Origin of the sequence: Methanococcoides sp. NM1 (assembly GCF_900774285.1) — an archaeon.
In the GTDB taxonomy this organism is placed as follows: domain Archaea; phylum Halobacteriota; class Methanosarcinia; order Methanosarcinales; family Methanosarcinaceae; genus Methanococcoides; species Methanococcoides vulcani.
Genome location: NZ_CAAGTW010000001.1, coordinates 295421 through 317437 on the forward strand (window position 1 = coordinate 295421; position 22017 = coordinate 317437).

Annotated in this window: 23 protein-coding genes and 1 tRNA gene; 13 read left to right on the forward strand and 11 right to left on the reverse strand. The window is 45.7% G+C overall.

All coding sequences use genetic code 11. The annotated features are described in order from the left end of the window. Window positions 1-37 precede the first annotated feature (37 nt). From E7X56_RS01485 to E7X56_RS01505, 5 genes are all read right to left on the reverse strand, one after another. Window positions 38-469 (reverse strand): polymer-forming cytoskeletal protein, encoded by a 432-nt coding sequence (locus E7X56_RS01485; RefSeq protein ID WP_135604143.1) that lies wholly within the window; start codon window positions 467-469, stop codon window positions 38-40. Window positions 470-540: 71 nt separating this feature from the next. Further along, window positions 541-1311, reverse strand: coding sequence for a prenyltransferase/squalene oxidase repeat-containing protein (locus E7X56_RS01490; protein ID WP_244603357.1), 771 nt, complete (start codon window positions 1309-1311; stop codon window positions 541-543). Further along, a complete protein-coding gene (nrdD, locus tag E7X56_RS01495) occupies window positions 1292-3106 on the reverse strand; it encodes an anaerobic ribonucleoside-triphosphate reductase (protein WP_135604146.1) in 1815 nt (604 codons plus the stop codon). Before nrdD ends, E7X56_RS01490 begins: the two co-directional genes overlap by 20 nt. Window positions 3107-3288: 182 nt before the next feature. After that, window positions 3289-4125, reverse strand: a complete 837-nt coding sequence (locus E7X56_RS01500; protein ID WP_135604148.1) for an Mrp/NBP35 family ATP-binding protein — start codon at window positions 4123-4125, stop codon at window positions 3289-3291. 39 nt (window positions 4126-4164) lie between these two features. Then, the gene (locus E7X56_RS01505; RefSeq protein ID WP_371413332.1) at window positions 4165-4488 is read right to left on the reverse strand and encodes a DUF134 domain-containing protein; all 324 of its coding nucleotides are present in this window, start codon (window positions 4486-4488) and stop codon (window positions 4165-4167) included. A gap of 206 nt (window positions 4489-4694) precedes the next feature. Here E7X56_RS01505 and E7X56_RS01510 point away from each other — a divergent pair, with 206 nt between their 5' ends. The 3 genes from E7X56_RS01510 to E7X56_RS01520 are packed head-to-tail and all read left to right on the forward strand — an operon-like array spanning window position 4695 to window position 7163. Beyond that, entirely contained in the window at window positions 4695-5807 is a 1113-nt protein-coding gene (locus E7X56_RS01510; protein WP_135604150.1) for an ORC1-type DNA replication protein, read from the forward strand. Between the two features lie 12 nt (window positions 5808-5819). Continuing rightward, the gene (locus tag E7X56_RS01515; protein ID WP_135604152.1) at window positions 5820-6383 is read left to right on the forward strand and encodes a molybdenum-dependent transcriptional regulator; all 564 of its coding nucleotides are present in this window, start codon (window positions 5820-5822) and stop codon (window positions 6381-6383) included. Beyond that, window positions 6384-7163 (forward strand): exodeoxyribonuclease III, encoded by a 780-nt coding sequence (locus E7X56_RS01520; protein WP_135604154.1) that lies wholly within the window; start codon window positions 6384-6386, stop codon window positions 7161-7163. A gap of 161 nt (window positions 7164-7324) precedes the next feature. On the opposite strand, the gene thsA is transcribed toward E7X56_RS01520, so the two are convergent. Together thsA and E7X56_RS11680 are read right to left on the reverse strand one after the other, a co-directional pair. Further along, on the reverse strand, window positions 7325-8971 hold the full coding sequence (thsA, locus tag E7X56_RS01525; protein ID WP_210409219.1) for a thermosome subunit alpha: 1647 nt from the start codon (window positions 8969-8971) through the stop codon (window positions 7325-7327). A gap of 290 nt (window positions 8972-9261) precedes the next feature. After that, complete coding sequence (locus E7X56_RS11680) at window positions 9262-9435, reverse strand: DUF5350 domain-containing protein (protein WP_167879417.1); 174 nt, start codon at window positions 9433-9435, stop codon at window positions 9262-9264. Window positions 9436-9699: 264 nt separating this feature from the next. Here E7X56_RS11680 and E7X56_RS01530 point away from each other — a divergent pair, with 264 nt between their 5' ends. The 4 genes from E7X56_RS01530 (at window position 9700) to E7X56_RS01545 (ending at window position 13263) form a co-directional block, all read left to right on the forward strand. Continuing rightward, entirely contained in the window at window positions 9700-10962 is a 1263-nt protein-coding gene (locus E7X56_RS01530; RefSeq protein WP_135604156.1) for a DNA double-strand break repair nuclease NurA, read from the forward strand. After that, the gene (locus tag E7X56_RS01535) at window positions 10952-12784 is read left to right on the forward strand and encodes an ATP-binding protein (RefSeq protein WP_135604158.1); all 1833 of its coding nucleotides are present in this window, start codon (window positions 10952-10954) and stop codon (window positions 12782-12784) included. Before E7X56_RS01530 ends, E7X56_RS01535 begins: the two co-directional genes overlap by 11 nt. Window positions 12785-12871: 87 nt before the next feature. Next, window positions 12872-12945, forward strand: a tRNA-Lys gene (locus E7X56_RS01540). A gap of 138 nt (window positions 12946-13083) precedes the next feature. Then, window positions 13084-13263, forward strand: coding sequence for a type II toxin-antitoxin system ParD family antitoxin (locus tag E7X56_RS01545; protein WP_135604160.1), 180 nt, complete (start codon window positions 13084-13086; stop codon window positions 13261-13263). Window positions 13264-13415: 152 nt separating this feature from the next. On the opposite strand, the gene E7X56_RS01550 is transcribed toward E7X56_RS01545, so the two are convergent. Genes E7X56_RS01550 through E7X56_RS01560 form a run of 3 tightly spaced genes read right to left on the reverse strand, consistent with a single transcriptional unit; the run spans window position 13416 to window position 15187 of the window. Beyond that, a complete protein-coding gene (locus E7X56_RS01550) occupies window positions 13416-14189 on the reverse strand; it encodes a sugar phosphate isomerase/epimerase (protein ID WP_135604162.1) in 774 nt (257 codons plus the stop codon). A gap of 21 nt (window positions 14190-14210) precedes the next feature. Beyond that, window positions 14211-14651, reverse strand: a complete 441-nt coding sequence (locus E7X56_RS01555; protein ID WP_167879418.1) for an RNA-binding domain-containing protein — start codon at window positions 14649-14651, stop codon at window positions 14211-14213. Next, window positions 14648-15187 carry a dephospho-CoA kinase gene (locus tag E7X56_RS01560; RefSeq protein WP_167879419.1) on the reverse strand — a complete coding sequence of 180 codons (540 nt, stop codon included), beginning with the start codon at window positions 15185-15187 and terminating at the stop codon, window positions 14648-14650. Before E7X56_RS01560 ends, E7X56_RS01555 begins: the two co-directional genes overlap by 4 nt. 144 nt (window positions 15188-15331) lie before the next feature. Here E7X56_RS01560 and E7X56_RS01565 point away from each other — a divergent pair, with 144 nt between their 5' ends. The 5 genes from E7X56_RS01565 to porB all read left to right on the forward strand — a co-directional run bounded on the left by E7X56_RS01565 (window position 15332) and on the right by porB (window position 19502). Continuing rightward, window positions 15332-16288: a tRNA-dihydrouridine synthase gene (locus E7X56_RS01565; RefSeq protein WP_135604166.1), complete on the forward strand. Its 957-nt coding sequence runs from the start codon at window positions 15332-15334 to the stop codon at window positions 16286-16288. A gap of 321 nt (window positions 16289-16609) precedes the next feature. Beyond that, window positions 16610-17152 carry a pyruvate ferredoxin oxidoreductase subunit gamma gene (locus E7X56_RS01570; RefSeq protein WP_135604168.1) on the forward strand — a complete coding sequence of 181 codons (543 nt, stop codon included), beginning with the start codon at window positions 16610-16612 and terminating at the stop codon, window positions 17150-17152. Between the two features lie 3 nt (window positions 17153-17155). Further along, on the forward strand, window positions 17156-17416 hold the full coding sequence (gene porD / locus E7X56_RS01575) for a pyruvate synthase subunit PorD (RefSeq protein WP_135604170.1): 261 nt from the start codon (window positions 17156-17158) through the stop codon (window positions 17414-17416). Then, the gene (gene porA / locus E7X56_RS01580; RefSeq protein ID WP_135604172.1) at window positions 17416-18630 is read left to right on the forward strand and encodes a pyruvate synthase subunit PorA; all 1215 of its coding nucleotides are present in this window, start codon (window positions 17416-17418) and stop codon (window positions 18628-18630) included. Before porD ends, porA begins: the two co-directional genes overlap by 1 nt. Then, a complete protein-coding gene (gene porB / locus E7X56_RS01585; protein ID WP_135604174.1) occupies window positions 18627-19502 on the forward strand; it encodes a pyruvate synthase subunit PorB in 876 nt (291 codons plus the stop codon). The genes porA and porB overlap by 4 nt, the downstream gene beginning before the upstream one ends. Window positions 19503-19588: 86 nt before the next feature. On the opposite strand, the gene E7X56_RS01590 is transcribed toward porB, so the two are convergent. After that, entirely contained in the window at window positions 19589-20989 is a 1401-nt protein-coding gene (locus E7X56_RS01590) for a sodium:alanine symporter family protein (RefSeq protein WP_135604176.1), read from the reverse strand. 143 nt (window positions 20990-21132) lie between these two features. Between E7X56_RS01590 and nth the strand changes: the two genes are divergently transcribed. Continuing rightward, entirely contained in the window at window positions 21133-21765 is a 633-nt protein-coding gene (gene nth, locus E7X56_RS01595; protein WP_135604178.1) for an endonuclease III, read from the forward strand. Window positions 21766-22017: the final 252 nt, after the last annotated feature.

The window sequence follows — 22017 nt, forward strand, 5'->3', positions numbered from 1 at the left end:
GAGAATGAGATCTTACTGAGAATATGATCTTATTATCTTACATGTCGGAACGAACAATGAGCTTTGTTCCCGACTCTATCTCTTTTATGTCAACTTTTCCAATAAGTTCAAGGGCAGTGTCTGCTTTTGCAAAAGCGACCTCACATCCCGGCCTGATGGACATTTCATTACCACATATTGCATGACCTGTTACTTTTACATTGTCAAGAATTGTAAGGTTGTGGACAACATCAACACTGCCTCCTATCTCACAGCGTGTGCTTATCAGGGCATCACCTGCTTTGATATTTCCTTTAACAAGGGATGCTTTACCAAGTTCAAGTGAACCACTGACCTCAAGGTCTTTCCAGAAATTCGCACCTGAACCAACGATCATATTGCCATCGATCCTGACAGTATCTTCAAAAAATGCTTTCCTGCGAACAATGTAAGTATTTGTATCTGCGTGGTATTTGACAAATTTATCCATTTATGTTCCACATCCATGATCTTAAAGGCGAATCGCTACGTACTGCAATATATGTCCTATCGGTTGCTGTATTAATCTGTCTTTTTGTTATATAGTCTATTGTTTTTTAAAATTCCCAGTGTGATAAGTGAAAGTGCAGTTGCTGTAACATCGCCTTCACCTTTTCCCCATGAACCGTTAGCATTTTGCCTGGATAGGAGCCAGTTTTCCGATGCTTCAAGCTCTTCTTTAAAGCCTGCAAGCGATAATGCCTGGATCACTAGATTGCTTGTGGAGATGAACTTCCAGCCACCGTCTTCCTTCCTCTCTGATAATACCCATCCGGCACGTTCATTGATGAGATCGGTAAAAGGGTCTTCTTCAATGAGATGGCCCTGCTCGATCAGGGCAGTAATGATAAGTGAGGTCGTTCCCACGTGTTCCCATTTCTCATCATAGTTCTCAACAAGCCACCTGCAACCTTCAGGGTCATGAATATCCATGTCTGCCAGTGCTATCAATGCGTAAGTGGTGTCATAAACATCATTTTCCCATGAACCGTTGCTTTCCTGCCTTGAGATCAGCCACCGTGAGCTATCTTCAAGATCAATATCTGATGATGCAAGCGCGGAGCAGGCTCTGGCTGTTTCTCTTATTGACCCGTTCCAGTTGTTTCCTATCCTGAGCCTGATCAGTCGGGAAGAATAGTCATTTTCAACATTCCAGAGTTCACATGCACCTATAAGGCGTGATAGTTCCTTTGCAGTGGATGGATCCTGCCGGGCTGTCCATGTAAATGCTCTTTCGATTGCATCTTCCATGCGATAGATGATGCAGGCATCGTTATTTAGTGTTTTTACCATGGAGGTTGTATCGATGCCTTTCTTCGTACTCTTTCTGTTTCCCCGGATTCCATTGTTTCACGTGTCCGAAATAACCGGTGACCCTTGATACATGATCTATTGCAGGTTTATTGCAAATTGGACATTCAAGATTCATTCCACGGGTCACATGCCTGTTCTCACAGACTGAGAAGTCAGGTGAGAAGCAGAAGTATGCAAGGTCCGTTTCGGAGAGCTTCTGTATCAGTTCGCTCATTCCTTCGGGGTCAGGGAAACTTTCTCCCATCCAGATATGACTGATAGTTCCTCCGGTAAAATATGGGTGGAACCCGGATTCTATCTTTATCTTCTCTGCAAGGGATATTCTTGAGCTGTAGGGTACATGTGTGGAATTAGTATAATATGCATCGCGACTGCTTCCCTGAACATGTGCTTTTTCACCGAATGAAGACCTGTCAAGCATTGCAAGCCTGTGTGCGGTACTCTCTGCAGGGGTCTGTTCGAAGGTGTATTCAATTCCGTCTTCCTTTGAGTATGTCTCTATCTTTGCAAGCATGTGGCGGATCATCTTCATTCCCAGTTCATGTTGCTCTATCAGCCCTTCTCCTGTAAGGTTTAGCAGACATTCATTAAGTCCGACCACACCAAAGGTCAGATGTCGTGAATCAAGATCGAAATACGGCAGGTCATTTTCGGTTCTCTGCAAAAGCCAGGGCAGTATCTTCCATTCATACAACGATCTCCTGACGATCTCCTGTCCTTCGAGCAGGGCTTTCCTTGTTAGATCCAGAACTTCATCCAGGTGATCAAAAAATCCATCGATTCCGTCTGCTTCAAGTGCAACTCCGGGCAGGTTTATCGTTACTATCTTGTTGGAACCGCTTCCCATCCCGCCTGCTGTCCATACACCTCCGGAATGTCTGGCAAGAAGACGGCAACACATGGCCTGTACAGTATTCTCTTCAAGATAGTCTGTGGTCAGGTTCAGGAAATATGGAGCACCTGTGGAAGAAGTGGCATACATCGTTTTTTTCCATAATGGATCTTCAAGCTCGAGGTCCTTTGTTATGGCGGTGGTGATCAGCGGGAATGTGAATGGAAGTCCGTCAGCATCACCTTTTGCTGCGATCTCCATAAAGGCACCGTAGATGGCACGTGCTTCCTTTTCAAAATCCGAGTATGTCCTGTCGATGAACCTGCCACCATAGACCGCAGGCTCATTTGCAAGGGATGAAGGGCAGTTGATACGAAGCCCGATGTTGGTGAATGCACTCTGTGCACCGATGCGGTTGGATTGGTTCATCTGGAACATGAATCCCTGTACTATCTGGAGAAGTTGCTCTTCATCGATGTCCGAATAGTGAAGATGCGGTGCAAGCAGCCAGTTGAACATATCAATAGCCTGCGCTCCTGCAAAGAACTGCTGGGAATGCAGCATGAAGGACATCGCATGAAACATGGCGGCATTGAACTGTTTTGCAGGAGCGCTTCTGGAGTCCGGGAACTTCAGTCCGTCCATGAGGAATATCCTGCCATCGATACCATTGCAGTAAGGCTTGAAAGGTTCACTCAGGTCGTGTATGTGTATGGTTCCTCTGATGTGTGCATTGGCAACATCGTTCGAGTATAGTTTTTCAAGTGCGTATCTTTTCTTGAGCTGTGATGAAATATGCATATCAATGACAGAAGGGCTAAGTCGGGTGTTTGCGTTCTCCCTGATCAGCCAGTTCTTGTCATAGAGGACATCATCTATCAGTTCATCAGTATTTTCAAAATCAAGACGATTGATCTCATCTTTACCTGTACTCCCACCCATGACTAAATATTTGGAAGTCAAGCTTTAAATATCTATTCAGAAGGACTGAAGAAAAGGCAGATTAAAGTACAAAGATGAGATCTGATAAAATAAAATATGATGAAATAATATGCAAAAAGGTTTCAGAAGGCACGTTTTGGATGGCAAAGAACCATCACTAAAGAATGCCTTCCTTCAGGTTATTATTTTACGAATTCTTCAACAGAGTCAACGATCTTATTGAAGGTCTTGTACCACTCGGAATCGCCTTTGATGTCCTCGTGAACCTTCCCACTGTCACTCGTGGCTGCAACTTCTGTCTCTATAGGCAATGTACCAAGTACTTCCACTCCAAAGTCCTCTGCTGCCCTTGAGACTCCGCCTGAACCGAATACGTGGATCATCTCATTACAATGTGGGCAGACAATTCCACTCATGTTCTCCACCATTCCAATTACAGGTACTTCTAGCATTTTCGCGAAGTTGAGCGACTTCCTGACACTTGTAAGTGCAACGTCCTGCGGTGTTGTGACCACGACAGTACCATCAAGGTTTCCAATGAGTTGTGCAATGCTCAGTGGTTCATCTCCTGTTCCTGGAGGCAGGTCGATGATCAGATAGTCCAGTACACCCCAGTCAACTTCTTCCAGGAATTGCTTGATAGCACCCATCTTTGCAGGACCGCGCCAGATCACCGGGGAATCATCGCTATCGAGGAGAAGTCCTACGGACATCACTTTCAGGTTATCGTTGACCTTTACAGGAATGATGCCCTTTTCTCCTACAGTTGGCCTCTGGCCTTTCACACCGAACATCGTTGGGATGGTCGGGCCGTGTATATCGCTGTCAAGAAGACCGACTTTGTATCCACGATCTGCAAGTGTGGCAGCAAGGTTGGCGGAGACTGTGCTTTTTCCCACGCCGCCTTTTCCGCTCATGACCATGATCTTCTTCTTTATACCCCTAAGATTGGATACGAGCTTTGGTTCTTCTGGCTTTGTGCTAAGCAGACTTTCCGCTGATTGGATATTGGGTGCCATTTTAAATCTCCTTTTATCTTGTTGTTGGTTTACCAGAGGTCAGTTCGATCCCTTCTGGTCTTTGATGCTGACATAATTTCCGCCCTTGATCTCTATTGCTTTGCCTGTGGTCAATGCAAATGCTATCTTCTTTCTTGCACTCTTAAGGTCTTCCCAGAATGCACGTCTTGAGATCCCCATCTGTGTGGCTGCTTCCTGCTGCTGCAGTCCTTCGAAGTCCACAAGCCTTAATGCTTCCAGCTCTTCCACTGCAACAGAGACTACCTCAAGCTCCGAAAGCGCAACTCCACGTGGCTTAAAATAGAATCCTTCCGGGTTACATTTTACCCTTCTGGGGCTTTTTGGTCTTCCTCTGCATGTCATAACATCGTATCTCCTCATATGTTAGCTTATATATAAGCAATTCCCACAATGCTTTTATATTTATTCCCATGTGTTTAAAATAGATTTTTTAATTACATGTCCGGCTCCATTGTTTTCCAAAAAATAACAATAGAGGTCCAATAAGCAAAAGGCTATTATGTATTTTCACAGTTAATATATTAGAATTTATTGAGGAGACACTGTATATGGATAAGGACATGCTGATGTGGGACGAGACCCTGTTCAGGGATGGTAGTGTTCTTGAACTGGATCATCTTCCTGACCATTTCTCGCACCGTGAAACACAGATGCAATCCCTTATGTATAGTCTACGCCCTGCTCTTCGGGGGATGCGTCCTATCAACAGCCTTCTCAGTGGTCCGCCGGGCACCGGAAAGACCACTACGGTCATGAAGGTTTTCGGGGAGATGAAAAAACACGCGGGAAATGTGGTTTTCGTAAAGGTTAACTGCCAGATGGACTCCACGAAGTTCGCTGTTATTGCAAGGATCTACAAGGCCCTTTTCAAAGTATCTCCTCCTGCATCAGGAGTTGCATTCAGGAAACTTTTTGAAAAGGTAATGAACTTCCTTATTGAGAATGAGAAGACGCTGGTCGTCTGCCTTGATGATATCAATTATCTTTACCATGAAGGAAATGCTGACGATGTCATGTATTCCATGCTCAGGGCCCATGAACAGTTCCCGGGAGCAAAGGTGGGAGTGATCGCTATCGTAAGTGATACCGGGAAGCTCTACCAGTTCGACCCGAAGGTGAACTCGGTGTTCCTGCCGGAAGAGGTCGCTTTCCCAAGGTATGCGTATGATGAACTCCAGGATATCCTTGGCAAGAGGATCGATCTTGCATTCTATCCTAATGTCGTATCAGATGAAGTAAAGGATGCTATTGTGGAATACGTTGATATGACCGGTGACCTCCGTGTTGGTATCGATCTTTTGAAACGTTCAGGCCTGAATGCCGAAAGGCGAGCCAGTAGGACAATATCTGTTGAAGATGTGGAAAGTGCATATGAGAGATCCCGTTTACTGCATCTTGGAAGGAGCATTATGTCCCTCACACCGGATGAGCGAACACTTTTAGGGCTTATCGCAAAGCAAAGGGAGTGTCAGACCGGTGATCTCTACAAGCTTTTCCATGAACAGACAGGTCTTGGATACACTCGTTTCTATGATATGGTCAACAAACTCAATGATGCACGCTATGTTAGCACTGATTTTTCCGGCAAAGGTACTCGTGGTCGTACTCGTATCGTGAAACCAAGATACCAGCCGGAAGATATTCTCAAGTGCCTTGAATGAGGGGGTAGAACGTTGGAGACAAGGACCAAAGTATGGCTGACAGAGGATGGGAAGCATATAATCGGCGCCGGCAAGGTAAATTTGCTCAAAGCCATTGATGAAGGACGTTCTTTAAGTAAAGCATGTAAAAAACTTGGTATGTCTTACAAACATGCCTGGCTTATCCTGAAGAAAATGAATGAACGGGGGGACCAGGAGGTCGTGTACACTGTCAGGGGTGGAAAGGAGCAGGGTACTTTCCTGACGGATTATGGTAAACAACTGATCGATGAATACGAGGCAAGTCGTACCTACATTGATGAAACGATTGGTGATGACACGTCATGGGAGAATATTGCCTTCAAACTGTCTGCCCGAAACAAATTGATCGGAAGGGTGGTGGAGGTTGAGAAAGGCGACATTGTCTCTAAAGTGAAAATAGAGGTGGATCCTGCAGTCCTGACGTCCATTGTAACATCAGAAGCTGTGGACAGGCTCGATGTAAAGGAAGGGGATGAGTTGTTTGCCATCATCAAATCCACTGAGGTCATGCTGGCAAAACCGTCCCGGCTACCGGATAAAAATGAGGATGATTAAATGGCTTCTATCAACATTATGTCATGGAATGTGAATGGTTTAAGGTCCATGGTGAAGAAAGGGTTTCTGGAATGGGTGGCTGAAGCTCAACCTGATATACTCTGTCTTCAGGAGACCAAAGCACAGGAAAGACAGCTTCCTACAAATCTGCGACATATTGATTGCTACATTCCTTATTTCTTTTCAGCAGAACGGAAAGGTTACAGCGGTGTTGCGGTCTATACGAAATTACCTCCGGTAAATGTTGAATATGGTCTCGGAGAGAAACGTTTTGACATTGAGGGCAGGACTCTTATTGCAGAATATGAGGATTTCATTCTTTTCAACATATATTTCCCCAATGGAAAGGCTTCTGATGAGAGACTCCAGTATAAGATGGACTTCTATGATGCATTTATGGAACGTGCGGACGGGTTCAGGGACGAAGGCAAGGATATTATCGTATGTGGGGATGTGAACACCGCCCACAAAGAGATCGATCTTGCACGACCCAAACAGAATGAGAAGTCATCCGGTTTCCTTCCTCGGGAGAGGGAGTGGATAGATACGTTCCTGGATCATGGTTATCTTGATACTTTACGTATGTTCGACCAGGGAGCAGAAAAGTACACCTGGTGGGATCTGAAGACACGTGCAAGAGATCGCAATGTTGGTTGGAGGATAGACTACTTCTTTGCAAGTGAGAGCTTGAGGGATCGGATCACTTCAGCTTACATACTACCGGAAGTTATGGGTTCTGACCACTGCCCGATCGGGATCGAGTTAGATATTGGTCAATAATTTTTTGGGATATTTGGTGGCAGTCAGAGAGGGCTGTATAGCTTCTGCTATCCAAAAAGATGTAGGGAATTATATTGTGAGATATGGTAAGTGAGAAATTGTACTTATAAAAAAGAATTGTTGGGCGCAGGATGCGCCCTTATGTTTGGTATTTTTTTGATTTACATCATTGGAGGCATTCCGCCGCCCATTCCTGGTGGCATACCAGCGCCTTCTGGCATTGGTGGTGCTCTGGTGGATGCAATGATGTCGTCGATCCTGAGGATCATGACTGATGATTCTGCTGCTGCGTTTATTGCCTGGGTCTTTATCCTGAGTGGCTCAACAACGCCGTTCTCCCACATGTCGATGACAGTGCCGGTGTAGACGTTAAGACCAGCGGTCTTTGTGCCTTTCTCATGGTGTGAGCGCAGTTCAACAAGCATGTCTATTGGGTCAAGACCTGCGTTCTCTGCAAGTGTCCTTGGGATGATCTCGAGTGCTTCTGCAAATGCCTTGACTGCGAGCTGTTCCCTTCCGCTCAAGGTTGCTGCGTACTCGTTGAGTCTGAGTGCGACCTCTACTTCAGTTGCTCCGCCACCGGCGACGAGCTGTTCATCTTCGATAGCAACAGCGACTACACGGAGTGCATCCACGAGTGCTCTCTCAATGTTGTCGATAACGTGCTCTGTACCGCCACGGAGGAGGATTGAAACGGACTTTGGATTGACACAGCCGGTGATGAAGGTCATGTTGTCGCCACCGATCTTTTTCTCTTCGACAAGTTCTGCCTGTCCAAGATCGTCTGCGTTCATCTCTTCGATGTTGGTAACAAGTTTTGCACCTGTGGAGCGGACAAGTTTTTCCATGTCGCTTTTCTTGACACGCCTGACTGCAAAGAGACCTGCCTTTGCAAGGAAGTGCTGTGCCATGTCATCGATACCTTTCTGGCAGAATACGACGTTTGCACCACTGTCGGTAATGCTCTGTACAAGGTTTCTGAGCATTGATTCTTCCTGATCAAGGAATGACTGGAGCTGGTCAGGAGATGTGATGGAGATCTCAGCATCGACCTCTGTTTCCTTAAGTTCGATAGCAGTGTTAAGAAGTGCGATCTTTGCACTTTCTACCTTCTTTGGCATGTTGGCGTGTACCCTTTCCTTATCAAGGATCATACCTTCAATGAGCTCAGAGTCATCGATACGTCCACCGACCTTCTTCTCGATCTTTACGTTCTCGATCTCTACCTTGTTTCCGCCGTCCTGGTCGACGATGCTGGTGATAGCGTCTACAGCGATCTTGGAAAGTACTTCCTTTGATGCTTCTGCGCCTTTACCGGTCATTGCAGTGTCAGATATCTTGGTAAGGAGCTCTTTGTTGTCGCTTGTGATAGGTTTTGCAAGTGTTTTGAGGATATCTCCTGCTTTTGTGGAGGCTATCCTGTATCCTGCTGCGATGATCGTTGGGTGGACGTCCTGCTCGATCATTTCTTCTGCTTTCTTGAGGAGTTCACCTGCAAAGACAGCTGCAGTTGTTGTACCATCTCCAACTTCATCGTCCTGTGTCTTTGCGACCTCGACGATCATTTTTGCAGCTGGGTGCTCAATGTCCATCTCTTTGAGGATGGTTGCACCATCGTTGGTGATAACTACATCTCCAAGGGAGTCTACAAGCATCTTGTCCATACCTTTTGGACCAAGTGTTGTTCTTACTGCTTCAGCAACTGCCTTTGCTGCCATGATGTTGTTGCTCTGGGCATCCCTGCCTCTAGTTCTCTGGCTACCTTCTCTTAAAATGAAGATAGGCTGTCCTGCCATCTGTCCTGCCATATATTTTAACCTCCTATATTAAACATAGATCAATATAACTACCTGTGTCTCAGGTCGTTTTTACATGTTTGTAGTTCTATATATAATTTACTGATGACCGGTTTTTTCCAGACCAAATTTCAGGTGATACATGCGTAAGCCTGTGACCTAATACTGTCCATCTGCCAAAAGCACAAGCTATCCGGTTAATAGTGTCGATGTTTCATTCAATTCAAAAAAAGATAGCTGGTCTCTTTCAAAGAGACCTTTCTTAATAAAGGACTGTTCTTACAGTCCTGAAAAAGAGATACTTAGCTGGCAATGGCCTTTGGTGATCTCTTAAGGAAACGCCTCTTTGCGCCGCCGGAGGTGTATCTCTGTGCGGGTCCCGGGTGTGCCTTTGCTGCAAAAGCTTTCTGCACTTTGATTACCCTTCCCTTTCTTCCTTTGACCTTTACCCATTCAATGCTGCCTGTTTTACCCATTATCAATCCTCGTTATGATTTTATGTTAATATTAGTTTTAAGGCCCTGATGGCCTCTGATATCTATTATATTTGTAATTGGCACAAATGTGAATATTTGTGACCTGATAAATACAATGTTATAGGTTCCCTTTAGATGTAATGTTTATAGTTAAAGTTTACGGAACTTATGATGTGTGAAGCATGATCATTTCAGGTCAGCAAATTGAGCAATTGAATAGAAAAAATAAACAAATATATCTATGTTCCTGTACATTTGTTTCACATGACCCTTGAGCCGGTTCACATTAAAGCCATTTCCAGTATGGTATCCCGTATCGATAGTTTATCGGAGGACGATGATCCGGAAAAGGCACCTGAGCTTTTTGAACTTCTCAGTGAGCTGGAATATGACGGTAAGGTCGTTCTCAAGGCACTCGGGAAACTATTCCGTGCAAAAGTGGACATCGACCGGATGTCTCTTGCAAAAGACCCCTTTGAGAAGACCTATTCCTGTGATAGTGGCAGTACCAATCCGATATCCTTCAACAGCGGTCTGTATGTTGACCTTTGCCACTGCAGTATTGCTTCAACACCTACAGATATCGATCTTCATTCAAAATGGACCATGGTAATGTCAGCGTACTCTCCCGGTACGGGCATGGTCATCGATACAACAGGGGGCTGGGATTACTTTGATGAAAATGAGGGTCGTGCATCCATTGTAAAGATAAGGCCTGGACTGCTTAAGAAAAGGGTTGACCGGATGGTGCATAACATTGCATTATACCTGTCCGAATCAGAACACATACTCTGGCTCATGGAAAAGTTCGATAAAGATGGCTTTTTCATAATGGATGGCCCTATTTATCCAAAACAATTGATGTACTGGATGGTCGTGGAATCCGATGATGTGCAGATAAGGGATGATGACAATGCAAAACGGATCCTGCAGAACTATGTGGACATCATGGACCATCACATTGCTAACAGAAGACCTCTCATTGGCTTTGTGAAGAATCCGGAGGATATGCAGACAATGATAACCCTCCGGAAAAAATATGCTATGGGCGATCTTCCCTGGTTGAGGGATTCACAGTTCTTCAAGAACGTGCTCTCGCCGGGAAAGGACGAAGGAAAAGGTAGCAGATGGATAACCTACACCAACTGGTTCCTGCAGCCCAATCAGTTCTATGAGAATATCATGGATAGCACTTCCCTTGTGCTGGATCTGGACCTAAAGCATGAGTTTCCCAAAGAGGACTATGCGATCACATTTTTCATGATCTTTGTTCCTTCCATTGATGTTCTTTTCAAGATAGAATCTCCTTATGGGATAACAAAGGATGAGCAGATGCGGGATATGATCACGAGGAAAGTTCTGCACGATATTGCTGTGAATGGCATCCCGATGACGCTTTCAAAGGCAGATTCCCTTGCGAAGATAAGGATCTCGGAGAAAAAGCTGATCAAAGGTATGTTCAAAGGGCAGAAGATCGATACTATTTACAATGATGTGAGATGGGGTGAATCAATAGATGATCAATGATACAGACTTATTGGCTTATGCGTCAGACAGCGATTTTGATGATGATACACGTGGATCGTCGGATAACACGGGTTCTGAAAAGGAACTCGAATTCGAAGAGTACGATGTTGGGGGGTCGTTCGATCTGAATGCCGGAGGTGCAGAGAATGCCTTTGGTATCATAACAACCGGTTTTGATCCCCTCGAGGTCACCGAATCCGGCTCAAGGATCGCAGGCTATATCACTACGGATCACAGGTCACAGGTGCGGCTGGGCACATATGTTATAGTACCTTATGAGAACGAACACCTCTTTGCACGTATCTGGAAACTCCAGTACCAGCAGCAGTTCGAAGTGGATGATGCTACCGAGATACATTCACGCAGGATGCTCAGGAGCAATACCACCGCAGAGCTGGATTACAAGTTCCTTGCCTACCTTGATCCGATATGCATCCTGTATGAACAGAAACCCGGGGATGAATCCTCCCTTATGCGTCGTATGGCAGACCGTATCCCGCGACCTAACACTCCGATATTACCGGTAACTGAGAAACTGAAGATCCAGACCGGCCTGAACATTCCTCGCGAAGGTATCTTCCTTGGTCATCTGAGCGTGGGCGGTGAACTTGTGCGAACCCATGCATCACCGCCGAACGTGCCTTATTACCTGAGGAATGATTACTCCATGGGCGATCCGTTGATATTCAGGCATATGCTGGTCTGTGGAAGTACCGGTACAGGTAAGACCTTCCTCACAAAGAACATCCTGCGCCAGTTCATGAGCGAGGATAACAGATATCAGGTGCGTGACAACGGCGATGGTGTAAAAAAGAACAAGAACCCGTGTCTTGTAATAATGGACCCTCAGGACGAGTATTCGCAGCTTCTGGAGGATAATCCTGAGCTTATCTCTTCTGATGAACATGATATGAACTCCGAAAGTGTCAGGTTTGGTGGTGTCCCTTCAACAAAGACCTTTGTGGCAAAGGTGGATGGTCAAACCTACAATGGCAGATCACGTGCCGAGCAGGCTGAATTTACAATACCTTTCGAGATGGTCAGGAGCAATTCCTGGCTGATCGCTGCAGCAGGACTTACTGAACTTCAGGGGATCGCTCTTGAACTTCTGCTTGAGGACTACTTCAAAAGACCCGGCACGCATACGTATAACGGTTTTATCGAGCACATCGATGATGCAGGTGTGAGGGGGACTTATGTTGACAACGGTAAGGTTCACGAAGCATCCTATGATGGAATTGTAAGGAAGGTCAGGAACCAGGCTTTCAGAAGGGTCTTCGACCAGCCTGCAACCCCAATCACCGAAATGCTTGCTGATATCTTCAAAGCGGGGCAGATCTGCGTGTTCCCTACCGAGTACATTTCGAACACCAGGATACGTGATCTTATCACACTGACCCTTATGACCGTTGTTGTGGACAACAAATTGAACACTTCAGGCGATGCACTGGTCAAGGAAACGCCCATAATCCTTGTGCTGGATGAAGCACACAGGTATCTTTCGAAGGGTGCAGGAGAACACTCAAAGCGCATCATCTCCAAGTTCGCGGATGCAGCCCGTCAGGGGCGTAAGGAAGGCCTGGGTCTGTTCCTTATCACGCAGGACCCTCAGGATATAGATGAAACTGTGTTCAAGCAGGTCAATAGTCGTGTGATCCTCAATCTTTCCAATGATGCTGCAATAAGTGCAATGAAGGTCAAAAAGGAATACGAAAAGCGTATCCCATATCTCAAGAAGGGACAAATGATAATTCAAAGTCCTGATAACAGCGATGTTGTAGAGGTCATAGGGCTTTCAAAGTGTGTTGTAAAGCACGTCTGAAAAATGAATTTGAGGGCTAGGTCCCCTCTCTCCCGATACGTATATATATGGGTACTACGTATGGGAGGAACTACTCACACATGCGTTGGGCCGGTAGCTTAGTCAGGCAGAGCGATGGACTCTTAATCCATCGGCCGAGGGTTCAAATCCCTTCCGGCCCGCTTTCAATTCATGTGATTTTTTCTGTATCTATCTTTTCTGTTAATCTATACCTTTTTGTACCTGTATGGGTTATGTATCGTTCATACTGATACTATTGTAAAATATTGCATATTATCTACTATCTTAAGGTGAGAACAATGCCAAAAGTAAGTGTTGATATTCCACAGGAACTGCTTGATGACCTTAACAAACATGTGGGGAATGATAAGAAGTTCGTCAGCCAGTCCGATGCTATTAGAACGGCCATTCGCAAAATGCTTGACATGATGGATAACATAGACAGGCGTCACGGAAGGCTTGAGCAGGATAAGTCCTGATGGCTTTATGATATGTATGATATGGTTTTGAGGTTAGCCTCATTATATGGCTTTATAATTTTCTTATGATTGGCTTTATGCCGATCAAACTAAAAGAGGATGAAAAAGTACGGATCTAAAATAAGCATGGTGTAATTATGCTTAATTTTGGATCAAAGTCCCTTCAGGAAATCCAGACTTTCTCTTCCTTCTTCCAAGCTGCTCATCTCGGTGACGAGCCTGCCTTTGTAATTTGACAATCCTTTTTTCACAGCTTCCCAGTTGACGGTGCCTCTGCCTGCCGGAAGATGTTCGTCCCTTTTACCCATGTTGTCATGCAGGTGCACATGTAGTATCCTGTCACTGCATTTTTCAAGAAAACTCTCAACATGTCCTGTTGTGTTCGCATGTCCTATATCCAGCGTCATTCCAACATTGTCACGGTCAACATCATCCAGCATCCTGAGCATTTCATCAGGTTCCCTGCCAAATATCATCGGGAAATTGGGCATGTTCTCCACAGCAATGGAGATCCCGTATTCTTCAGCAGTATCGCATAGTTCCTGTATTGAACGAATGTTCGTATCCCAGGCACGGTCAGATACCTTCTTCCCGTATGGTGAAAGGTATCCGGGGTGTACGACTGCAACTTCCACAAGTTCGGAAGCCAGGTAGAGATAGTTCTTCATTTGCCTGAGAACTTCTCCGTGTATACCGGGATTAAGGCCAGCGAGATTCATATCAGAGAATGGCATGTGCATGGTCAGCACAAGGTTGGTGGTGTCAACCACTTCCCGAATCTTTGGCAGATTATCTTCTCTGAGACACTGGGTACCTTCCTGTACCATCTCCCAGCCTGTGAAACCAATGTCCTCAAGTTGATATACCCAGGGGAGCGGGTCCTCAAGGACTGTATTTGATGAGAAACTTAATCTGCTGATGTCCATGTTATGTCTCTTCCGTATGTTTTATATCTTGGGCATTTCAGGCTCAAAAAGCGGAACCCCTTCTTCTGTGGGGGGTGCTAACCATTCAATAAGGATCTCCATATCTTCCGCATTATCTGTCCTTATGTCAACATGTATGGACCCAAGGGGTTCATCTTGGGTAGCTAAATTCAATTTCCCTATTGTTGCTACCTGTTTGTTAATGAGGAAATGTGTTCTTGCCGGGTTCTTATAATTGCCAGCGACCAGCCGTGTACGGGCAGTATCAATGATCTGTTCTCTCCTGAACAGGTCATGGATGTTCCTGAGGCTCTCGACATCACCGGTACCTTCGATGAAATTACCCTCATCGGTAGTTACCGTTTCTATCTCTATCAGCGGGAACATGTTCATGACTGCCATCTCCACACGTTCCTTATCTTCTGTGGGATTGACAGTAGAACTGATCTTTACTTCGATCATGCGTTCACCAGTATTCCGTTGATCGTGTTCCTGAATTCTTCGATGGTGTCGGTGTTCTCGACGGTTATGTCTGCCACCTTGATCGCCTCTGCAAGCCCCCATCCAAGTTCCCGTTCATCTCTTACCTTCAGTGCCTCGATGTCGGTCATATCATCGCTTCTGCCACGGTTCGAAACCCTTTCAAAGCGTATTTCCAGAGGTGCATCGATGAAGACCAGTGTAAAATCTTCCCCGAAATGTTCCTTGAAAAAGATGACCTCTGCTATTCCGCGTACCCCGTCCACAACGACAAGGTCCTTGCCTAAAGCCTCTATCTTTGGAACACAACGCTTTGCAACAGCATCCATGCCTTCCTTATCCCGCAGGTCGTTTGCCACACCGCCGGTGTTGCCATCTGTGGGGTCGAGTCCTCTCGCTTTGACCTCGTCGCGTATAACATCTCCCATGTTTACAACATCGATATTTTCTTCTTTTACAACATCTGATGCTACGGATTTGCCTGCTGCCGGCATTCCTACAAAAGCTATGATCTTCATATTTTGTGACCCTATTGTGGTTTAAGTAATAATGTATTGAAATTATAGTGTTTACGTATTAGTGTATATTATAGGTATGTTGAACGGGATTATCAAGGTTTTGATTTTATATATCAGTATGTCTTTGTGTGAGTTGAGCTTAATATGAGACTGGGCGGCGTGGATCTTGCTGGTAATCTTTTGCTTGCACCTATGGCGGATGTGACGAATCTGGCCTTCAGGCTGATGTGCAAGAGATATGGCGCATCCCTGACATTTACTGAGATGATAAGCTCAGATGCAGTTGTACACGGTAATGAGAAGACCTTCCTTCGGGGGATGACCTGTGAGGAAGAGCGCCCTTTTGGAGTGCAGCTATTCGGTCACTGTCCGGAAACGATCACTGCTGCAGCACTTGTTATTGAGGGAATGTTCGAGCCCGCGGTAATTGACATGAACCTGGGATGTCCATCCCCTGCCATTACAAGTGCAGGGTGTGGTTCCGCATTACTTCGCTCACCTGATATTGTGAGTGACATCTTCAGGGATCTTTGTGAGAACGTGAACACTCCGGTAACTGCAAAGATACGTATCCTTGAAAATATGGATGACACCCTTGATATTGTGAACCGGCTGGAAGAAGCTGGTGTCTGTGCGATCACTGTTCATGGTCGTACAAGGGAACAGGGCTATCAGGGGTTTGCAGACCATCGTTATGCAAAGCGTATCAAAGAGGAACTATCTATTCCGGTTATCGCCAATGGGGACGTAAAGGATGGCGAGTCTGCAAAACGTATTCTGGAATACACCGGATGTGACGGTCTGATGATCGGGAGGGCAGCTATGGGTGACCCTCATGTTTTCTATCGGATATCCCGTTACCTTGAGAACGATGAGGGCATTGGAACTTGTTGTGAGCAGCGCAGGGATGATTTGCTTGAGTACATTGAACTGCTGGAAAAGTTCGACTTGATGTCACATGTGAACATGAAGGCACATTCCCAGTGGTTCACCAGGGGTTTAAAAGATAGCAGGCGTATGCGTATGGAGATGGGTAGTGCTGATTCCCACGTTTCTCTTGTGGAATGCATTCGCAATATGTGCGGGAATAATTCAGAATAACATTTTGTACATATGTGCATTAATTATCATAAATGCCTCCTGATATCGTTTTTTGAATATATTATTCTATTTTCTGGTTGGTTTTTTTCATCGATTTACCGAAAGACTAAATAGTAATCAGGATTGTACACAATTAAACATTGCATTTAGACTGCGATATATATTTTTGGCAGTCAATGTGTGTGGGAAAACAGCTACGTCCTAAAGGTTTATGCCTTTTGGTGATACATTCCGAATACCTGTTGGATTTTATCCAAAAACGAATGTGGTAGCTGTTCATCATCGAACTATTATACACTTATTGTCTTACGGAGAATACACATGAAAGAAATACGAATACACGGTAGAGGCGGACAGGGTTCTGTTACTGCTGCCGAGCTGCTGGCTGTTGCAGCTTTTGCTGATGGTAAGTTCAGCCAGGCATTCCCGGCTTTTGGTGTGGAACGCCGTGGTGCACCTGTTCAGGCATTTACAAGGATCAGTGAAGATCCTATCAGACTCAGGGCTCAGGTCTATGAGCCGGACTATGTTATCGTCCAGGACCCAACTCTCCTTGAAGTAGTCAGTATCGCAAGCGGTGCAAAGGACGACGGAATAATTCTTATCAACAGTGACTTTGACCCGGAACACTTCGACCTTGAAACCAACGCCAAGGTCATGACCGTCAACGCTACAAAGATCGCTCTTGATATTATTGGAAGGCCTATTGTGAACACTGTTCTGTTAGGTGCTTTCGCAGGTGCTTCCGGTCTTATCGATCCGGCATCCATCAAGGAAGCTGTCATGGAGCGCTTCCCCGGAAAGGTTGGTGAAAAGAACGCAGAGGCTATCCAGAAAGCCTACGATATGATAATGGAGGCTTAAGTTATGACAATTCCACCAGGAGGAGTCTGTGCTCCAGGTTCCACTCTTGTTAACAAGACCGGAGGATGGAGAACATTCAAACCTGTTTTTGATTATGACAAGTGCATCAAATGCAAGCTCTGTGAACTCTTATGTCCGGATATGTCCGTCGACCCAAGGGACGATGGTTTCTTTGAGTTCAACTATGACTTCTGCAAAGGATGCGGTATTTGTGCTAACGAATGTCCAAAGGACGCTATTGAAATGGTTCTGGAGGAGAAATAATGCAGCGCGATTTTGAGAAAGACAAGAAGAACATGGTAGTCGTTGAGGGATCATACGCAGTCGCAAGCGCTGTAAAAACATGCAGGCCAAATGTGATCTCAGCATATCCGATCACCCCGCAGACACATATTGTGGAAGACCTTTCACAGTTCATGGCTGACGGTGCGATACCAAATTGTGAGTACATCAACGTAGAATCCGAGTTCTCTGCCCTTTCCGCACTGGTAGGTTCATCCGCAGCAGGCGCAAGAAGCTACTCTGCAACAACCTCCCAGGGTCTTGAGCTCATGCACGAGGTACTGTTCAACGTTTCAGGTATGAGATTACCTGTTGTAATGACCGTTGTAAACAGGGCAGTAAGTGCACCAATCAACATCTGGAACGATCATCAGGATTCCATCTCCCAGAGGGACACAGGCTGGATCCAGCTCTATGCAGAGGACACACAGGAAATTTCCGATATGACTGCACAGGCATTCAAGATCGCTGAAGATCCCGAGATCCTGCTTCCGGTAATGGCCTGTATGGACGGTTTCATCCTATCCCACGTTTATGAGCCAGTCATACTTCTTGAAGATGATATTGTGGCAGAATACCTGCCGCCATTCGAGCCAGAGTTCAAGCTCGACCCGAAGAATCCAAAGACCTTTGGTGCATTCGCAGATCCAAACTCCTACACTGAGTTCAGGTACCTGCAGCAGCAGGCAATGGACAAGGCATTGAAGAAGATCGAAGATGCTGCTGCTGAGTTCTATGACCTCTTTGGCAGGCACTACGGTGGTCTTATTGACACATATGAGACAGCTGATGCTGATATAATTCTCATGGCAATGGGTTCAATTGTAGGTACAATTAAGGATGCCATTGACAAGCTCAGGGCAAAAGGTGTCAAGGTCGGTCTGTTAAAGGTCAGGTCCTTCCGTCCATTCCCGGTTGAAGCTATCAGAAATGTCGTCAAGGATGCAAAGGTAGTTGTTGCACTTGATAAGAACATCTCTATCGGTCTTAACGAGGGTGCACTGTTCACCGAGACCAAGGCAAGCCTGTACAACACTAAGATCGATGTTCCTGTGATCGGATTCATGATCGGTCATGGAGGACGTGATATTCCCACAGGTACTATAGAGAACATCATCGATGAGGCAAAGAAAGTAATGGATTCAGGTATCACTGTCGAAAGCCAGTTCACTGACCTGAAGGAGGAGTTGTTATGAAATCACTGTTAGCACCAGGACACAGAGGATGTGCAGGTTGCTGTGACGCAATGGCTGCAAAGTTCACACTCATGGCAGCTGGCGAGGATTGCATTGTTGTGAGTCCTACCGGATGCCTTGAAGTTATGACGACCCCATACCCTGAATCATCATGGGATGTCCCATTTATCCACTCCCTTTTCGAGAACAACGCAGCAGTCGCATCAGGAATTGAAGCTGCTCTCAAATCAAAGGGCGAGATGGGTAATACAAAGATCATTGCAATGGGCGGTGACGGTGCAACCCTTGATATCGGTATGCGCTCCATATCAGGTGCATTCGAGCGTGGACACGATTTCACATTCGTCTGTATCGACAACGAAGCATACATGAACACCGGTGTACAGAGAAGTGGTGCAACACCATTTGCTGCATCCACTACAACCAGTCCATCAGGTGAGGTATCCTTCGGTAACATCCGTCCGAAGAAGAACATGCCTGCAATTATGGCTGCACACGGTTCACCATACGTTGCCACAACTTCCATCGGATATCCAAAGGATATGATCAGGAAGGTAAAGACAGCAGTCGATGTAGAAGGTCCTACCTACGTGCACGCACATTCACCATGTACAACAGGATGGGGATTCGATACTTCCAAGACCGTAGAGGTCGCAAAGCTGGCAGTAGAGACATGCCTCTGGCCACTCTATGAAATGGAAGATGGTGAGATCACCAAGGTCAAGAAGATCAAGAATCCAAAACCAGTAGAAGATTATCTCAAGATGCAGCGCCGTTTCAAGCACCTTTTCACAAAGGAAGGCGGGGACGAGTTCATCAAACAGATACAGGCACTCGCTGACGAGAACATTGTGAAGTTCGGGTTACAGTAAACCCGAAACTCATTTATTTTTCATTTCTTTTTGTTTTCTATCGTTCTTAGCTTCCTGTTCTCATTGTCTTCAATTCAAACATTAGCTCAATAGCTGTCGTTTTCTTCTTTAAGACCGTCAAAGTATTTCCGTGTCTCATGAGAAATTATCCTGCGTAATGCCAGAATAGCTATTAGGTTCGGGATCACCATAAGTCCGTTAACGATGTCTGCAAGGACCCATATGGTATCAAGTGTCAGGTACACTCCGCCTCCTACCAGTGCGATGTAGATCACCCTGTAAGGCAAGATCCCCCGGACACCGACAAGGAATTCCACACACCTTTCACCGTAGTAATTCCATCCAAGTATGGTCGTGAATGCAAAGAACATCAGTCCTATTCCGACAATGTATATCCCGATACTTTCCAGACCTGTGGAAAATGCATAGCTGGTCATGTAAGCACCTTCGTATTCACTTGTCCAGGACCCTGTCATCACAAGTACGATCCCTGTCATTGTACAGACGATTATCGTGTCGAAGAATGTCCCTGTCATGGAAATGAGGCCCTGTTTTGCAGGCTCCTTTATCCGGGCTGCTGCTGCTGCGATGGGTGCACTTCCAAGTCCTGACTCATTGGAGAACACTCCTCTTGCAATTCCCATCTGGACCGCAAGGATCATGGTGGATCCAAGGAAACCTCCTGCTGCGGCTGTCGGGGTGAATGCGGAACGTATGATAAGTGAAACTGTTGAGGGCAGTGAGCTGACATTTGTGGCTATTATGAGCACGCATCCCAGCACATAGGCTATGGCCATGAAAGGAACTACCACCTGTGCGACCTTCGCTATACTTCTGATGCCGCCGACCGTTACCATGGCCACTAGGACGGTAATTACCACTGCTGTATAATACGGGGGAACATTGAATGTTATAGCTGCTGAATCAGCGATCGCATTGACCTGTGGGAAGATGCCGATCCCGAAGAAGGCGACACAGATTCCACTAAAAGCGAAGAAGGTCGCAAGCGGCTTGCTATATGACTTATCCGAAAGCCCGTTGGTTATGTAATGCATGGGTCCGCCTGCCATCTGTCCGTTCTCATCGATGGTCCTGTACTTGACCGCCAGCATGCACTCGGCATATTTGGTAGCCATTCCGAAGAACGCTGCCAGCCACATCCAGAAAAGAGCCCCCGGTCCTCCGGTCTTGATGGCAGTAGCAACCCCTACAATGTTGCCGGTGCCAATGGTGGCCGCAAGGGCCGTTGTCAGGGCTGCAAAACTGGAGATATCTCCCGCGTTGTCATTGTCTGATGGGTCCGGTCTGATAACATACCGTAATGCCAGGGGTAGCCTGAAGACCTGTATAAAACCGAGGCTGAGTGTGAGATATACTCCTGTTCCTACGAGAAATAGCAGAAGCGGTGGCCCCCAGACAAAGTTATCAATGGTCCTGAGAACACTGAGAATATCAGGTTCGGCGGTAAACAGGTTCAGAAAATCCATATTATTCTCTATAGGCTCTTAAAGTATATTTATTTCAATGATGCTTTCTGTGGATATATTACAGGATGTTTTGCTTAATTCAATTTGGTTTCATTTCAGGAAAACGTTTTGTATCGTGCTAACAAATTACCTATGGGATCACAATGGACAATACCAAAAACTTTGATCGCATATGGTCTATACTGAAAAATGAATATCCTGATCCACAACCTGAGCTGGATTACACTAATGAGTTCGAGCTTCTGATCGCGACGATCCTTTCAGCACAGTGCACGGATGCACAGGTGAACAAAGTTACAGCTGAGCTATTCCAGAAATATCCTGATGCTGGGTCACTTGCTGCTGCTGATATAAATGATCTGGAAAAGGTGATCTATTCCACCGGATTCTATCGTGCAAAATCTAAGAACATCAAAAGATCATCACAGTTGATAATTTCTGATTTTGGAGGAATGGTCCCGGATACCATGGGGGAACTGACATCGCTTCCCGGCGTTGCAAGAAAAACCGCCAACATCGTGCTTGCAAGGGGTTTTGGCAAAGTTGAAGGCATTGCCGTGGACACCCATGTGAAAAGGGTTTCCGGCAAGCTGGGGCTTACTGGGAATGCTGACCCGAAGAAGATCGAACAGGACCTGATGAAGCTTGCAGAACAGACTGAATGGGATGATCTTTCAATGACCCTTATTCTTCATGGACGTCGGGTCTGTGATGCGAAGAAGCCAAAGTGCATTATATGTATGGTTGCTGAATTATGTCCTTCCAGGCTCGATTGAGAATTGGTTTTCTGTAAGTTGTGATATATCTGATAAGTCTGTAAATTGAGAACATAAGATAGTTTACGGTTTGCTGACCTGCGAATGGTTGATCTATATGCTGTACGAGAAAGCCAATTATCCATTCCTGTTCTCACTGGTGATGAGGATAAATCCGTTCGATAAGGATGCAAGTGTGATAGTGGAGTGATAATTCCTGAGAACTTCCATGAGCATTTTTCAGTTCATGGAAGTTCTTATCTTTTTTATCTT

Bases quoted from the DNA above. Each gene is read 5' to 3' on its own strand.
- porA (WP_135604172.1), top strand. From the start codon at position 17,416: ATGCAGCGCGATTTTGAGAAAGACAAGAAGAACATGGTAGTCGTTGAG.
- E7X56_RS01535 (WP_135604158.1), top strand. From the start codon at position 10,952: ATGATCAATGATACAGACTTATTGGCTTATGCGTCAGACAGCGATTTT.
- thsA (WP_210409219.1), bottom strand. From the start codon at position 8,971: ATGGCAGGACAGATGGCAGGACAGCCTATCTTCATTTTAAGAGAAGGT.
- E7X56_RS01520 (WP_135604154.1), top strand. From the start codon at position 6,384: ATGGCTTCTATCAACATTATGTCATGGAATGTGAATGGTTTAAGGTCC.
- E7X56_RS01555 (WP_167879418.1), bottom strand. From the start codon at position 14,651: ATGATCGAAGTAAAGATCAGTTCTACTGTCAATCCCACAGAAGATAAG.
- E7X56_RS01490 (WP_244603357.1), bottom strand. From the start codon at position 1,311: ATGGTAAAAACACTAAATAACGATGCCTGCATCATCTATCGCATGGAA.
- E7X56_RS01550 (WP_135604162.1), bottom strand. From the start codon at position 14,189: ATGGACATCAGCAGATTAAGTTTCTCATCAAATACAGTCCTTGAGGAC.
- E7X56_RS01545 (WP_135604160.1), top strand. From the start codon at position 13,084: ATGCCAAAAGTAAGTGTTGATATTCCACAGGAACTGCTTGATGACCTT.
- E7X56_RS01485 (WP_135604143.1), bottom strand. From the start codon at position 469: ATGGATAAATTTGTCAAATACCACGCAGATACAAATACTTACATTGTT.
- nrdD (WP_135604146.1), bottom strand. From the start codon at position 3,106: ATGGGTGGGAGTACAGGTAAAGATGAGATCAATCGTCTTGATTTTGAA.
- E7X56_RS01500 (WP_135604148.1), bottom strand. From the start codon at position 4,125: ATGGCACCCAATATCCAATCAGCGGAAAGTCTGCTTAGCACAAAGCCA.
- E7X56_RS01565 (WP_135604166.1), top strand. From the start codon at position 15,332: ATGAGACTGGGCGGCGTGGATCTTGCTGGTAATCTTTTGCTTGCACCT.
- E7X56_RS01510 (WP_135604150.1), top strand. From the start codon at position 4,695: ATGGATAAGGACATGCTGATGTGGGACGAGACCCTGTTCAGGGATGGT.
- E7X56_RS01560 (WP_167879419.1), bottom strand. From the start codon at position 15,187: ATGAAGATCATAGCTTTTGTAGGAATGCCGGCAGCAGGCAAATCCGTA.
- nth (WP_135604178.1), top strand. From the start codon at position 21,133: ATGGACAATACCAAAAACTTTGATCGCATATGGTCTATACTGAAAAAT.
- E7X56_RS01590 (WP_135604176.1), bottom strand. From the start codon at position 20,989: ATGGATTTTCTGAACCTGTTTACCGCCGAACCTGATATTCTCAGTGTT.
- E7X56_RS01570 (WP_135604168.1), top strand. From the start codon at position 16,610: ATGAAAGAAATACGAATACACGGTAGAGGCGGACAGGGTTCTGTTACT.
- E7X56_RS01505 (WP_371413332.1), bottom strand. From the start codon at position 4,488: ATGACATGCAGAGGAAGACCAAAAAGCCCCAGAAGGGTAAAATGTAAC.
- porB (WP_135604174.1), top strand. From the start codon at position 18,627: ATGAAATCACTGTTAGCACCAGGACACAGAGGATGTGCAGGTTGCTGT.
- E7X56_RS01530 (WP_135604156.1), top strand. From the start codon at position 9,700: ATGACCCTTGAGCCGGTTCACATTAAAGCCATTTCCAGTATGGTATCC.
- E7X56_RS11680 (WP_167879417.1), bottom strand. From the start codon at position 9,435: ATGGGTAAAACAGGCAGCATTGAATGGGTAAAGGTCAAAGGAAGAAAG.
- porD (WP_135604170.1), top strand. From the start codon at position 17,156: ATGACAATTCCACCAGGAGGAGTCTGTGCTCCAGGTTCCACTCTTGTT.